This window comes from Chryseobacterium carnipullorum (genome assembly GCF_900142785.1).
GTDB classification, from domain to species: domain Bacteria; phylum Bacteroidota; class Bacteroidia; order Flavobacteriales; family Weeksellaceae; genus Chryseobacterium; species Chryseobacterium carnipullorum.
The window spans coordinates 96,226-111,442 of sequence record NZ_FRCD01000013.1; the positions used below are offsets into that span (position 1 = coordinate 96,226).

Genomic DNA, 15,217 nt, shown 5'->3' on the forward strand with positions numbered 1-15,217 from the left:
GCTGAGATTTAATAGTAACGATGCTGATTGAAGCCTATAATCGGTTACAATACCAAATTGCACCATGCGCAAAATAGATGCGGATTTTTTTGAGACTTTGAACTGTTAAAGGCTCATGGATAGTACTTGTTTATTGGTGATTAGTATGTGCTTAGTTATAAATGTGACCTTCCAAAGTATAAACCTTTAAAATCAGATCCCGAGTACCTAACCGGGACTATGTGGAGAAACAAGTTAGTGAAAATGTTGACGGTGGTGGTGAGTTTTGTGAAAAACGGATCTCTGTAGGTGCTTTACTTTGTCTATGCCGGATCAGTCTCAAGATGCTATTGATGGATCAGTATAAATAAAAATATAAATGAAAAAAAGTATGTTCTCCAATTTTCCTTTATTAACCTCTGGTATAAAAGGATGGAAACTTGCAAAATTTGCATTTTCTGACGAAAAGAAAAAATACAGAATAAAACAGCAGTATAAAAGTTTTTTCCTGGCGATGTTCAATCCTTTCTTTGCTAAAAAGTGGTTTAATAAAATTAATTCTTCTGAATTTTCTGAAATCTTATTCTTTAGACCGAGGCTATTCCTAAAACCCTTTAAAGCATATATGTCAATTACTTGGACTAAAGAACAGAAAATGAAAGTTATTATTGATACCTATACCTTTCTTCTTTCAAAAAAAGGGAAAAGAAACTTAATTTCACAGGAAATAGTCATTTCAAAATTTTTGCTAAAAGATGGAACAGAAGCGAGGGTTATTATAGGGTATGATGATCGTTACAGAAAAGAAGGTGAGATTGTTATGTCATTATTTTGCGGGGAATTGCACGGTGTGATTTCTTCCATTGCATTTTCTTTTGAAGAACAATCTCCAGACCATTGGGTTTGTTGGATTGGCTGTTTACAGGGAAGGCCTCAGACAGAAGGAACTTATGTTACAAAAAAAGCTCAAAAACTGATGTATGGTATACGGCCAAAAGCTCTATTATTTGAATTGCTTCAGAAATTAATTAATGATTTAGATATAAAGGAGATTTATGGAATAGGAGACGGAATACAGGCTCAGAAAAGAAAGCACTTTATTCATCTTCCACGGTTGCATACTATTGCATTTTCTTACGATGGTTTCTGGAATGAACTTGGAGGAGATTATCAGGAAGACGGGTGGTACAGACTACCTGTAAAAACTGTGCGTAAAGACATTAATAATATAAAATCTCATAAACGTGCTTATTACAAAAAAAGATATGAATTAGTCAATTTGATTTTATTAGATATAGAAGAATTTCTCTCTCGGTAGAAAAAGTACTGCATATCAATTTGTCACAAATAGTGATTGAAGTAGCAACCTTTGTTCGGACACGGTTCTTATACTCTTTATCTTTAAGAGTATGAAAAAGATCAGAAAAATTATAGTTTAGAGTTTAAGATGCAAACGGCAGCAGATATGGAAGTCCTCGGATGGCTAGAGAAACCTACAAGATATTTCGACGAATCTAATTAGAAGCAAAGGCAATGAGAGCCTCACGTCGTTTTGTTACCAAACTGATTTATTCGTATATGATGTATCTATGATGTATTTTATTTAAGCTTTATCACTCCATTTCCCCATAAATTTGTACTCGAAAAAATAGTAATTCTTTATTACTTTACAAAGAATGAGAAAAACAATTTAAAATCTATCTGTTTAAGTATTGATGAGTTTATACAATTTGATTTTAAATAATCACAGATTAAACCTTACATATATTCTCTTTCGAAAAACCATAAAACTTATATGATGAAAAAATCCATTTTTTTACTAATTTGTTTTATACCGATTCTTTTCTTTTCGCAAGCCGGTATCAATACAGCTTCCCCGACAACCACACTTGATGTCGCTGCAAGTCCATCTGATTTATCTAAAAAAGATGGCATTACCGTACCCAGACTTACCAGACAAGAGCTTACCAATAAAGGAAATGCATTATATACCGGAAGTGAAAAAGGTACTATGATCTATATTACAGACATCAGTGGGGGAGATACTGTTTCTACGAGAGCTAACATCACAGCAGTAGGTTATTATTATTTTGATGGCAGTATCTGGCAAAAAATGAGTCCTGATATTTCAACTCCTATGCCTGCCTATTTTCGTGTCACTGCCGATATTCCAAGCTTTTTAACTGCACAGACTGCAGGCCAAGCTACAAGAGTATTCAATCTTGCACAAATTAAAAATGCCATACCTGGCCTTACTTATAATGCATCTAATTCTACCGTTGCGTTTCCTCCGGGTACATATCAGATTACATTAGTGTATGAAGCAATACATAATGCAACAGGCTGTAACATAAGTTCGTATTATGTTGATTTTCCTGAGGGAATTGGGGCTGGCGTTACAAGAGTACACAGTACAGCTAGCCACATCGAAGGAGCAAGTTCTAATCATGGTGGTAGTATTACCTATACAACAGTGTTTACGGGGAACAGAGCCTGGCGGGTGGAATTGGGGAGAGGACAGTCCGGAAACTGTTGGGGAGACGGGATGACTCTGAGGGGGCAATCTACTCACTTGCTGATTTTTAGAATTGGAGATTAGCACCTGGTATAGACAGATAATTTTCTTTCAACAGCAGATTTCTTAATCAGACCAATCGATTTTAAAATCAAATTCCTGATCTGACAGTAAAAAAATATTAAATACAAACATAAAAAAATCAAAAAATGAGAAAGTACATTTTAATTGTATGCCTTTCTTTAGCCGGCATATTTAAAGCTCAAACTTCAAAAGAATTAATTGGCAAATGGCAACTGGTAGAAACTCAGATTAACAGCCAGCCTAAGGATATAAAATCAATTTTTGGGAGTGATACGGTGTTTCAGGATTTCATGCAAAATTCAAGCTTTGAAGCAACAATCGGAAAAAAAAGGAATAAAGGAAAATGGGAATTAACAAAAGAAAATAATGTCCAGATTTTGAGTATAACAGTTGGAAAAAATATAACAAAATTTAATGTTGATTATTTCGATGAAAATAAAAGAATAATTTCTTTCATAAACAACGGAAACAACATTTCTTTAACTTATAAAAAAATCTAAGGAAAGCACCTCAAATAATAGAAAAACCGAGTCTAATTTAGACTGGGTTTTTCTATTATTATTTTGACGGAACAGTTTGGCAAAAATTTAGTTCTGGTGTTTCTGTTTCTGTATCGAAAGTTAAATCTGGCTTTTGGAATTGACCCACAGTTACTTTAATTCGAAATGACTAATATTTAAAGATTATTGAATTATGCTGGAAAAAAGTTAATAAATTCTCTTCGTCACAGCATCAAAAAAACCGTCCCAAAGATGAGACGGTCTGCTTGTAAAATATCAATATATTTAATTAATAGGCATAGAATTCAATTCCTTCAAATACATAACCAGATGGTTTTACACTTGATCTTGAATAATAATGATCTTTCCCGTTATAATATCTGTAAATAGGAACAGTATTAGGCTGCTGGGTTGCAAATGCGTTAAACTCAATTCCCTCTTCTACATACCCCTGGTAATACCCCGGAGTTCTTGTATAGTAGTGATCTTTCCCGTTGTAATATCTGTAAATAGGAACAGTGTTTGGAGCTTTATATAAGAATGCATTGAACTCTATCCCTTCAAAATAATATCCGCTATAGCTTCCCGGAGTTTTTGTATAGTAATGATCTAATCCGTTGTAATATCTGTAAATTGAAATAGTATTAAATTCAAGATAAACTTTATTGTCGATAAGATATTGATCTACATACGCTTTAAGCTGAGCTTTTTTAGCTGCATCTTTCACCAGATCGTAAATAATCACCAATCCGTTGTTTCCAAAATCTACCAAAACTGAATTGCTTGCATTAGAGCTGTTCTGCCAGTTGGAAATATTAATTTTAGGATTGGTCTGATCAAGGTTCAGGTCTCCTACCAATCCTTTTGAAGGATCTCCTCCTCTGGTTTTATAGGCTAATTTTTTAGAATAGTTCATGGATGATTCAGCAGTATTCACATCATTGGTAACATCTACATCAAAAATATCTTTCATCCCTACTTTCACCCCGATTCTTGCAGCACGATCACGGCTTTGGCTTCTTGTTTCTGCCTGGAACAGAACATCCAGTTTAGCACCTGTATAGATATCGAGTGCCACGTGAGTTCCGTAGTCCTGTACAATCTGTTGTGGAGTTTTTGTCTGCAGATCCTGAACAAATTCAGGAGTCAGATAATCTCCCAACATATCTGTGGTTGCATTGAATCGTAATCTTTTCTGTTTGATCGTCAGGTTATAACTTCCGTAGATGTATTTTGCATCAAACTTATTGTTTGTAGTCACTGCTGAATTGAATCCTACTGAAAGTGTTTTCTTAAACAATGGGATACCGGCAGTAACATTTACTTTGGTAGAAACCATTTTAGAATACGACTCCGCATTTTCACCATATTCTTCAACATATTCCTGTGAGAATGTATTTTCGCTCACTAACCTGTTCGCCTGTTCTGTTTTAAAACGATCAATATCGATCACTTTAAAACCCGCTGCAGTAGCATTGGCATATTCACCGGTAACATTATAACCATGCCCTAAGACATCATAAATTCCGTCTCCTGCAAATTTGGCAGCCGACAAACGATCGGCTTTTGCTTCTGGACTGCCGGGCGTTACGTCAGTATTCAGCTCTTCAGTAGAACAAGAACTCATGAAAAGCATCAGTAAACTACTGACGCAAAATAAAATTTGTTTTTTCATAATATTATTAAAAGTTTCCGGCAAATATAATATTCAATAGACAGTGAAAAAATAATCACGTAATGATATATGTCATTATTTAGTGAATTTAATATTTAGTTAAATTACTGAACCTGTTTAAACTTTTAAATTCTAAAATAAGGGCCACGAAAACCACGAGCGTGTTCAGTGTCTGAAAACGGCTACTCAATTTGATGACCAATAATTGTGACTGATAAAAGGTGATAATAGGAGGAAGTACAATAGTTTTTTTAAGAATACTCTTTTTTGAGACCTTTATCCAGGATCAATGGGACAAATGGAAGGACAGACGCTATCAGATACAGCATAATTCTTTTAAAACTCCACCTGTATTGTATTGCGGCTGCCACGAGGGCTACCATAAATACAAGAAACAAAACCCCATGGATCCATCCAAAATATTTTACTCCTTCCGGAATATTAAAAAAGTATTTTAAAGGCATGGCAATGAAGAGGAGAATCAGATAGGAAAAACCTTCAATTAAAGCTGTTTTACGGTATATATTGATCATCTGAATAATTATGCGGTCAAAAGATTATTTTCTCAGACAATAATAACTTATTCCATTGGAATGGACAACAGTGGAATTCTCCTGCGGGGATGATATTGGTTATTTATAGTAAGAAAAATGATTTGATCGTAATTTTACAATAGTATCCAAGAGCATTGAGATGACGCATTTTTAATGGCTGTCTCCGCGGGGAGGTAAGCCGGGAAGTTGAAGGAAAAGGTACTGATAATCGGTTCTGGTGACTTGTGAAGCAGTTTTATTTGATTTTAGCAACGATTACTGCAAGACGCTTTCAATATTTAATGGTATATTTGCAACTTATTTTTAATGGTATTGCAAAAGGTAAAAGGGGCATTAAGTGCTCGGCAGTAATTCTCCAAATCTCCGCAAAAAAAAACTCATTCCATTAGAAGGCTAATGGAATTTTTTCATGGAAAAAAGTCACCGGTACAGGATGTAACTTTTTGTAAATCACATTAGGCAGGAACTACCAGAATCCGGAGATCAGGGAAATCTTGTTTTTTGAAGCACTTTGTAAAATTTGTTTTAATGCAAATGTTTATAAAAATGCTTTATATGTGAAGGAGAACAAAGGAGTCGGTAGAGCCGTTGACAAAACGTAAGGAAAAAACACCCGTTTAAAAGAATCAATGCAATTGACTCCCTCTTTGCAGCCTTTACAATAAGCAGGATCAGAATCAAACTTTGCATTAAAAAAGTATTCTGGTAACGGAAGATCCCAGCCTTGAACTTTGGGCCTTTTGTTTGACTACGTCGAATCTTTGATTTCAAGACAAAGAACCTGTAAAAATACACCTCATAAAATCACACCCCACAAAAAGTGCATCCATTGGACGCATAAGAAGAATCTGATCATCAGATTTTAATCGTTTGATCATTGAATATAATGAAGAAGAAGGAAAGAAATGAATACTAATTTTAAACACATACTCGCCCAGAAATCGATTTATATAGCCGCTATATCGGCCTGTTTCATTGCGGTCGTTGCCTTTGCGGTACTGAGTTTCCTCATTACCCGCGACAGCCGGAAAAACAATGAAGGTTTTGCCAAGAAAACCTTTTTTCAGAAATACGAAACGCTGGAAAAAGAATTCAGGAATATAGAAGAATACCAGTACCTGCTGCGGGCCCTCATCCGGAAAGACGGATTGAAAAACTATAAAGAGTATTCTTCCGTTTTAAACAATATGAACAGAAAAGGAAGCCTGTTGCCCTACAGCTGGTATTCCTATTATGATGCAGCTTCCGGAAAATCTATAAGCAACAGTACTTTATCAGATGTGCTGACAAAGAAATCAGCAGACGTAAGGTATACCAAAATAGAAAACAACAGATCCGGACATTTCAGAGATTTCCTGACCACACGAAAAGACACAACCTATTGGGTAAGCTACGACTCACTGGTACTGCCCAGGAAAAATAGACTCTATTACGGTTCTGCGGTAAGCCTGAACGACCTTCACGAATATTTCTCCAATATCGATAAAAGCCTGAACAATTATGCCTATGTTTTTACCAAAGAAGGCATCTGCATTTCCCATCCTGAAAAGAAATATTTAGGCAGAAATATTTTCGATTTTACAGATGTTCAACCAAAAGATACCTTATGCAGTGCAACAAAATCCGGTTACACCGAAGGAACGGGCGTTTCGGAATATCTTAATCTGGAGGTAACCCGATTCGTAAAACCATTGAAAACTGATAATTTTGATGGCTACGCGGTGGTCAATCATGTGAATTTCCTGATCGATGAAAGCGTCAGCAATACAAAAATGTATACCGTCTATATATTTCTGGCGGCCTTGTTCCTTATTGTAGCCGTTTTCATCTTATTTCACAGGGCAGCCAACATAGCTTATAAAGAAAAAGAAAAGATACAGTCCGAAAAAAACCTGCTGTTGGTAGAGAATGAAAAAATGCACAGGGTAGAAGCCCTGCACCAGCTTCAGCAGCTTAAAAATAACATCAATCCGCACTTCCTCTTCAACTCGTTGAATTCCCTTTATATGCTCATCGGGATCAATAAAGATAATGCACAGCGGTTCACCATGAATCTTTCCAGGATCTACAGATACCTTATCGTACCTCCACAGGAAAATATCGTCCCTGTAGCCCAGGAAATCAAGTTTATCCAGCAGTACATGGAGCTTTTGAAAAGTAGATTTGATGAAGAACTCACCTTTGATCTGATCGTTCATCATCCCAAAAGTCTGGAAAAGCGGATTCCGTATCTGTCTCTTCAGATGGTGGTAGAAAATGCTATAAAGCACAATATCGCGACCATAGATCATCCACTGGACATTCTCATCACTGTGGAAAGCGAAGAGATCAAAGTGAAGAATACCTGGCAGCCTAAAACAGGCGAAGATGTTCAGGGAGCCAAATTCGGAATTGACTATTTGAATCAGGTTTATGATTATTTTAAAAAGAATTCTGTTAATATTTCCGTAGATGGTGAATATTTCATATGCATTTTACCATTATTAGAATAAAAAATGAAATCCATTCACTCCCGAAAAACTACCTCTCACTCCCTAATGCTGTTGATATTATTTCTTTACGTATAGTTTTGCGAGCTGAAACTGAGATATCTAATAATTTGGAATGAATCGGACTATGGTAATGAAGAACTACAGACTGGCATTGTACTTAGGATTGGCATTAGCCTCACCAGCAGTACTGGCACAGAAAAAAGACACATTAAAAACAGATAAAGAAAAATCGGAAAAAACGGAGGGTTCATCAAAAAAAGCAAAGAAAATTGATGATCTGATTAAAAAAGGAACCTACAAAAAAGGCCTTTTCAATACCATCCAGGTAAAGACCGATGTTTATTTTGAAATTCCCGACAGTTTAATGGGACGTCAGTTTTTGGTGGTCAATAAACTGTCGCAGGTACCGATGCAGGTGAACGAAGCCGGGCTGAACAAAGGAATGAACTATGAAAACAAGGTAATTTCTTTCCACCGTGATGCAGTAGCTAAAAAAGTATGGGTGAAAACGTTGGTTCCACAGGTATCATCACCTAAAAACGATGTCATCACAAGATCTGTAAAAGACAACTTTTCAGAATCTGTGATCGAGGTTTTTGATATCGAAGCCCAGAACAATGACTCTACCTCTGTAGCCATTAAAGTCAATAAGATTTTTGACGGAAATCAGAAAAGCTTTAATGATGTTTTGGCTAATGTAGGGCTTGGAGGATCTGTAAAGTCCAACCTTTCCTACATCGAAGGCGTAAAAACTTTTCCTCAGAACCTGGTTGTAAAATCCCAACTGACCACATCCGTTAATGAAGGTGGAGTAGACCTGCCGGTAACCCTTGGAGTAACTACTAATCTTGTATTGCTTTCCAAAGTACCGATGCAGCCGAGAATTGGAGATGCAAGAGTGGGTTTTTTCAGTGAAAAACACTGGACATTCAACGACCGTCAGCAGAAAATGGATGAAAAACAGTTTATCACCAGATGGCGTCTGGAACCTAAAGATGAAGATAAAGAAAAGTATGTAAGAGGCGAGCTGGTAGAACCCAAAAAGCCCATCATTTACTATATAGACCCTGCAACGCCTATCCAGTGGCGGGAGAAAATCATTGCAGGAGTTTTCGACTGGCAGGCCGCTTTTGAAAAGGCAGGTTTTAAAAATGCAGTGATTGCAAAAATGCCGGATGAAAACGATAAAGACTTTGATATTGATGACGTAAGATATTCGGTGATTACCTACGTGGCTTCCCCAAAATCAAATGCCATGGGACCTTCAGTGGTAGACCCAAGAAGCGGGGAAATCATAGAATCCGATATTATCTGGTGGCATAACGTAATGACTTCCCTTCAGGAATGGATGAGAATTCAGACAGGACCAATAGATCCTAAAGCCAGAGGAAATGTATTCAGCGATGAGCACATGGGCGAGGCGATCCGTTTTGTATCGTCACATGAAGTGGGACATACTTTTGGACTGAAGCATAACATGGGATCTTCCTTTGCCTTTCCTGTAGAATCGCTCCGTTCAAAAGAGTTTACAGATAAAATGGGCGGAACTGCGCCTTCCATTATGGATTATGCAAGATACAACTACGTAGCACAGCCGGAAGATGGAGTTACTGCGATCACCCCAAAGATCGGTATTTACGACAAACATGCTATTGAATGGGGCTACCGTTGGTATCCTGATGCAGCATCAGAGAAAAAGGCGCTCAGAGATCTGATAGAAAAGCATGAAGATGACCCATTGTACTTCTATGGGGAGCAGCAGAGCTATCTGGAAACCATTGATCCGCGTTCGCAGTCTGAAGATTTGGGAGATGATGCAATGAAGGCCAGCGAATATGGAATGAAGAACTTAAGAATCGTTGTAGACAACCTTCTGAAGTGGACGTATGATGACGGAAAAACGTATACCGATGCAGGAAAACTGTACATGGGCGCTATCGGGCAATGGGATCTGTACACCGGTCATGTGATGGCGAATGTAGGAGGAATTTATCTGGACAACACCGTCTTTGGCAGCAAGAAGAAAGCCTATGAAGCAGTACCTGCAGAAATCCAGAAAAGAGCGGTGGATTATCTGATTAAAAATTCAGTCAATCTTCCGGAATGGTTATTCTTTAACCCGATTACGGAGAAAACCTATTCTGTGAAAAATTCCCCGATGGGACCCTTCGAGCAGACTCCGTACACATTGGCAAGAGGAATGCAGTATGCCAATATTTATTCCCTTCTGATGGATGACAGGCTCCTCAGAATGATTGAAAACCAGTTAAAGCATGAGGTGTCAGGGTCAAAAGAACAGATTTATACCGTAGAAGACCTGTTCGACCAGTTGAGAACCGCTGTTTTCAATAAAAAAGGAAGCCTGACGATTCTTGAAAAGATGACGCAGAAAAACTATGTAGATGCTTTGATCGTTTCCGTCAATAAATTATTTGAAAAAACAGCAGTAAAAGCTTTAAAAGTAGAGAATACACTGAACATTCCGATGATCTGTAATTTCCATGAACAAGACCATACGCTGAGGAATATCAACTACTCATCTATGAGAAGAGTATCTGAAGTCACGACTTATAAAAGAGCAGAACTACAGAAAATATTGAACGTATTAAATAGAAATAAAAACAAAGGAGAGGAAGCTTCCAGGGCTCATTATGCAGACTTGATCATCCGGATAGAAGAGGCTTTAAACAAATAATCAGCTATGAAAAAAACTCTAGTACTTTTACCTCTTTTGGCGGCTCAGATTGCATTGGCCCAGGAAAAGAAGACCATTACAGGAAAAATAGAAGATGGAAATACATCCGCTATGATTTCCGGAGCATCTGTAAAAATAGAAACACAGTCTGTTTCTACAAAGACCGACCTGGTAGGAATTATTGAAAGTGTATCGGTAGGTACAGTAACCGACAGTAACGGAAAATTTATCCTTGAAATTCCTGCAGACACCAGGTCTGTGCTGGTAAGTTACCCGGGCTATGAGTCCAGGGTCATTCAGATCAGTGAAGGCCAGACCAATTATACCGTAAGACTGATCCCTGAGGTATCAGACAAAAATAAAATCCAGGAAGTCATCATTACCGGATATCAGAAAATTGAAAAGCGTAAGCAGACTTCTGCTGTTGCCACGGTGAAGATGGATAACATCAACCAGGCTGGGGTAGCCAGTGTAGATCAGATGCTTTCTGGACAGGTTGCAGGGGTTGTGGTGACGCCTCAGACAGGATCTCCCGGAGGTCCCGCAAAAATCAGAATCAGAGGAACCGCTTCTCTTTCAGGTCCGCAGGATCCGTTATGGGTAGTAGACGGTCTTCCGTTGGAAGGAAATGATGTTCCTAATTTCAGCGATAAAGATAATATAGACCAGCTTCAGAATTTTTCTATCGCAGGTTTGAACCCTAATGATATTGAGGATATCACCATTTTAAAAGATGCTGCGGCTACTGCTATTTATGGAGCCAGAGCGGCCAATGGGGTGATCTCTATTACCACTAAAAAAGGGAAAAAAGGAACCATGAGAATCAACTTCTCAGCCGACACTTTCGTGACATCCCGCCCGGATTTTAACAAGCTTAATCTTCTGAATGCTTCTGAAAAAGTAGATCTGGAGTTAATGCTTGCAAGCCGTGCCGACCTTACTTATCGTGCCGATAAAGGGGAAGTGATGAGAATTCTAATGAAAAACGGACAGCTGGATGCGTACAGAAACGGAGGTTTAGGAGCATTGAATACGTTTACCCGTCAGCAGTTGGATGGGCTGAGAAGCAACAATACCGATTGGGGGAAACTTCTTTACAGAAACGCAATCAATAAGCAATATGGAGTAAGCATTTCAGGAGGAAGCGACCGTTCAGATTATTATTTCTCATTAGGATATTATGATGAAGAGGGAACAACCATCGGGACGGGTTTTAAAAGATATAACCTGACTTTAAAAAACAATTATAAACTAAGTGATAAGTTAAGTGCAGGAATCTCTGTTTTCGGAACACAAAGTGAGCGTGAATCATTTGTAACGGATGCTGATGCCTCCATCAACCCTATCAATTATTCAAGAAACGCCAATCCTTACCTGAGTCCGTTCAATCCGGACGGAAGCTATAGATACGATCAGGATATCGATGGTTTCTCTGACCGGTATATTCCTTTTAATTTCCTGGAAGAAAGGGAAAATACAAGTTATACCCTGAAGAACCGTTCTTTAAAAGCCATATTCGATTTAGAATATAAAATAACAAAAGATCTGAAGATTACTTCTCAGTTGGGGATGCAGTATGACAGCAACAAAACAGAGAAATTTGCAGCTCAGGATACCTACTTCACCCGAAAAATGAGAGAAGGAACCCGTTATTACAAAGATGGGACATTCCGCTATTTCCTGCCTGACGGTGGCGTAAAACAAAACTGGGATAACGACTTCTTTCAGTACAACTGGAAATTGCAGGGATCGTACAGCACAAAAATCAATTCTAGACATGAAATTGATTTGATGGCCGGAACAGAAATCCGTAAAACGGAAGACAATACGACATTAACCAGAGCTTTCGGTTATGACGATACAACAAGAAAAGCAACAGCCATCGTTTTCCCGAATTCCAACGATGCTTCGGACAGAAGATATGAAACCTACCGCGAAATGCCACCGGTTGAGAATGCGTATGCTTCCATGTTTGCAACGGCTTCCTATACTTTTGACCAGAAATATACTTTTTTCGGAAGTGTAAGATATGACGGGACCAATTTATTCGGGGTCAATAAAAAATACAAATACCTGCCGATATGGGCCGTTTCAGGTTCGTGGCTGGTAACGAAAGAAAACTTCATGAAGAACCTTACGGCTATTTCTAACCTTAGACTTAGAGCTTCTTATGGTCTTCAGGGAAATATAGACCGTAATACGTCACCGTTCTTTATCGGGGAGTACTATGATGCAACAATTCTTCCGGGATCTAAAGAAAATATCATCAACGTGATCAGCCCTCCAAACGATAAACTGCGTTGGGAAAAAACAACCAATGTCAACTTTGGACTTGACTTGGGAGTGCTTAAAAACCGCGTCAACTTTACAGCGGATATCTACAGCAGAAAAGGTACAGACATGATCAGTATGAAAGAAACACCGCTTGAAACCGGTTTTGAATATACGATGATGAACTGGGGAAGTTTGACCAATAAAGGTTTTGAATTGGCTTTATCGACCAGAAACATTGACAAGAAAAATTTCAAATGGAGTACGACGATTAACTTTGCCCACAACAAGAGCAACGTTCTTAGCGAACAGCCTCGTAACAATGCCTTACTTCCTTCAAGAGAAGGGCTTCCTGTAAATGCCATTTTTGCTTTGAGAACTGCAGGAATGGATGCAAACGGAAATCCAATGTTCTGGAAAGGAAATGAAAAAATATCAGCAGAAGATTTCTTCAAATTGTATGACGTGTATGCCGATTTCCTTCCGGGTCAGCTTGTAGATACCAAATTATCCAACGAGGAGCTTAGAAATCTTTTCACCTATGTAGGAGACAGAGATCCTAAATTTACAGGAGGAATTATCAATACATTTAAAGTACGCAATTTTGATCTGACTGTTTCTGCCGCTTTCAACTTCAAGCAGACGGTGATGAGGTCGCCATCTTACCGGGGAATGGATCTGGACAGAGGAAGAAATTACACAAAAGATATCTACGAGGCCGGAACTACACTTCCGGGAATCACCAGTCCTGATATGGAAAGCAATCCGGGATGGATGGCGAACAAATGGTTTGCCGATAACCGTTCCAATGCCTACAGCTTACTGGATGTGTGGGCAAAAGAGATCAGCTACGTAAGAATCAGCAGCATTCGTTTAGGCTATACACTCCCTAAAGAGTTTACCAGTCCGATGGGAATCAGCAGTCTGAGACTGAGCATCGAAGGACGTAACCTGTTTGTGTTCAGTAACGGATACAAAGGATACTTTGATCCGGAAACCTACGGAAATATCTATGCACAACCCATTGCAAAATCAGTTACAGTAGGATTTAATGTTTCTTTTTAAAACTTGAGAAAAATGAGAAAAATTACAACAATCATTGCGATCGCAGCACTAAGCCTTTCCAGTATAGGATGTGATCGTTTTTTAGATATACAGCCCGAAGGGAAAATTATTCCTGTCAGTGTGGAAGATTATCGTAAAGTACTTACATCAGCCTATTCAAAATATCCGGTTCATAAATCTTTAACCGCTCTGCGTACAGATGAGATGAATATCGATGAAAATGTAAATGAATTTAATGTCTACCGTGAAATTGCGATGTGGAAAGATTCAAATACAGATCAGGCAACGGCAGAATTTCCATGGGTAAGTTTTTATTCCGTAAATTTTTACCTGAATCAGATCATCAATGAAGGAAGCAAGACCATGGCAGATTCTCCTGAAAAACAGCAGATTCTTGCAGAGGCCTATGCACTTCGTGCCTATTTATACTTTGATATGGTCAACCTATACGGAAAACCATACAATAGTGCTACAGCAGCGACAGACAGAGGAGTGCCGGTCAGTCTTGAAATTGATCTTGAACAGGTATTGAAACCTTCTTCAGTACAGGAAGTCTATAACCAGGTGAATGCTGATATTGCAAAAGCAGAAGGACTTATGATAGAAGAGAAGCAGCCTTCCGGCATCAATTACAGATTCTCAAAAGTAGCATTGAAAGCATTTCAGGCGAGAACCGCTCTTTATCAGGGCGACTGGAACAAGGCTTTAAACTTTTCAGAGCAGGTGATGACCGCGAAAGGAGACTTAAGCAATTTAAATACTGCGACGACGGCACCTAACCATTATGCTTCAGTAGAATCTATTCTGGCTTTGGATAATGCATTCAACATTGCGGTGCAGAATGTTTCCTTTGCCTCTACAGAACTGACTTCAAAATATAATACGGCGACAGACAAAAGATTTGCACTTTATTTTCAAAAGAACGGCAGCAAATATAAAGTGATCAAAGGAGGAACCACAGATTTCAGAGTGTCTTTCAGAAGTGCGGAGATGTATTTTATAAAAGCTGAAGCATTATTAAAACTGAACAGACTGAGTGAAGCCAAAGATACATTGCTTAAAGTGGTAAAGAACAGATACACTCCGGAAGGATACACTGCAGTTCAAAACCAGATCAGTTCAATGAATGCTACAGAATTCATGACTTTTATACTCGATGAGAGGTTCAGGGAATTTGCCTTGGAAGGACACCGCTGGTTTGATTTAAGAAGAGCCAATCAGAAAAAAATCATTCATAATGTGAACGGCACAGAGTATATTCTTCAGCAGAATGATGTGAGATATACCATAGAATTCCCAATGAGTGCCAAGAAGAATAATCCCCTTTTATAAACATTCATATTAACAACCCCTGAAACCGCTTGAACTTAATAGTTTTAGCGGTTTT

9 protein-coding genes are annotated in these 15,217 nt (G+C 38.3%); 7 read left to right on the top strand and 2 right to left on the bottom strand.

Annotated elements, in window-relative coordinates:
* Positions 1 to 358: 358 nt before the first annotated feature.
* The 3 genes from BUC06_RS15175 (at position 359) to BUC06_RS15185 (ending at position 3,078) form a co-directional block, all read left to right on the top strand.
* The gene (locus BUC06_RS15175) at positions 359 to 1,297 is read left to right on the top strand and encodes a DUF535 family protein (RefSeq protein WP_073334863.1); all 939 of its coding nucleotides are present in this window, start codon (positions 359 to 361) and stop codon (positions 1,295 to 1,297) included.
* Between the two features lie 480 nt (positions 1,298 to 1,777).
* On the top strand, positions 1,778 to 2,578 hold the full coding sequence (locus BUC06_RS15180) for a hypothetical protein (protein WP_139263373.1): 801 nt from the start codon (positions 1,778 to 1,780) through the stop codon (positions 2,576 to 2,578).
* A gap of 125 nt (positions 2,579 to 2,703) precedes the next feature.
* Entirely contained in the window at positions 2,704 to 3,078 is a 375-nt protein-coding gene (locus BUC06_RS15185; RefSeq protein WP_073334865.1) for a hypothetical protein, read from the top strand.
* A 289-nt stretch (positions 3,079 to 3,367) separates the two neighbouring features.
* On the opposite strand, the gene BUC06_RS15190 is transcribed toward BUC06_RS15185, so the two are convergent.
* Complete coding sequence (locus BUC06_RS15190) at positions 3,368 to 4,753, bottom strand: MAC/perforin domain-containing protein (protein WP_083564093.1); 1,386 nt, start codon at positions 4,751 to 4,753, stop codon at positions 3,368 to 3,370.
* Between the two features lie 251 nt (positions 4,754 to 5,004).
* Positions 5,005 to 5,286: a DUF3817 domain-containing protein gene (locus BUC06_RS15195; RefSeq protein WP_073334867.1), complete on the bottom strand. Its 282-nt coding sequence runs from the start codon at positions 5,284 to 5,286 to the stop codon at positions 5,005 to 5,007.
* Positions 5,287 to 6,212: 926 nt separating this feature from the next.
* Between BUC06_RS15195 and BUC06_RS15200 the strand changes: the two genes are divergently transcribed.
* The 4 genes from BUC06_RS15200 to BUC06_RS15215 all read left to right on the top strand — a co-directional run bounded on the left by BUC06_RS15200 (position 6,213) and on the right by BUC06_RS15215 (position 15,162).
* Entirely contained in the window at positions 6,213 to 7,799 is a 1,587-nt protein-coding gene (locus BUC06_RS15200) for a histidine kinase (protein WP_073334868.1), read from the top strand.
* A gap of 112 nt (positions 7,800 to 7,911) precedes the next feature.
* Entirely contained in the window at positions 7,912 to 10,494 is a 2,583-nt protein-coding gene (locus BUC06_RS15205; protein ID WP_073334869.1) for a zinc-dependent metalloprotease, read from the top strand.
* Positions 10,495 to 10,500: 6 nt separating this feature from the next.
* The gene (locus tag BUC06_RS15210) at positions 10,501 to 13,830 is read left to right on the top strand and encodes a SusC/RagA family TonB-linked outer membrane protein (protein WP_073334870.1); all 3,330 of its coding nucleotides are present in this window, start codon (positions 10,501 to 10,503) and stop codon (positions 13,828 to 13,830) included.
* A gap of 12 nt (positions 13,831 to 13,842) precedes the next feature.
* Positions 13,843 to 15,162, top strand: a complete 1,320-nt coding sequence (locus BUC06_RS15215) for a RagB/SusD family nutrient uptake outer membrane protein (protein ID WP_073334871.1) — start codon at positions 13,843 to 13,845, stop codon at positions 15,160 to 15,162.
* Positions 15,163 to 15,217 lie beyond the last annotated feature (55 nt).

Bases quoted from the DNA above. Each gene is read 5' to 3' on its own strand.
- BUC06_RS15175 (WP_073334863.1), top strand. From the start codon at position 359: ATGAAAAAAAGTATGTTCTCCAATTTTCCTTTATTAACCTCTGGTATA.
- BUC06_RS15195 (WP_073334867.1), bottom strand. From the start codon at position 5,286: ATGATCAATATATACCGTAAAACAGCTTTAATTGAAGGTTTTTCCTAT.
- BUC06_RS15200 (WP_073334868.1), top strand. From the start codon at position 6,213: ATGAATACTAATTTTAAACACATACTCGCCCAGAAATCGATTTATATA.
- BUC06_RS15180 (WP_139263373.1), top strand. From the start codon at position 1,778: ATGAAAAAATCCATTTTTTTACTAATTTGTTTTATACCGATTCTTTTC.
- BUC06_RS15215 (WP_073334871.1), top strand. From the start codon at position 13,843: ATGAGAAAAATTACAACAATCATTGCGATCGCAGCACTAAGCCTTTCC.
- BUC06_RS15185 (WP_073334865.1), top strand. From the start codon at position 2,704: ATGAGAAAGTACATTTTAATTGTATGCCTTTCTTTAGCCGGCATATTT.
- BUC06_RS15210 (WP_073334870.1), top strand. From the start codon at position 10,501: ATGAAAAAAACTCTAGTACTTTTACCTCTTTTGGCGGCTCAGATTGCA.
- BUC06_RS15190 (WP_083564093.1), bottom strand. From the start codon at position 4,753: ATGAAAAAACAAATTTTATTTTGCGTCAGTAGTTTACTGATGCTTTTC.
- BUC06_RS15205 (WP_073334869.1), top strand. From the start codon at position 7,912: ATGAATCGGACTATGGTAATGAAGAACTACAGACTGGCATTGTACTTA.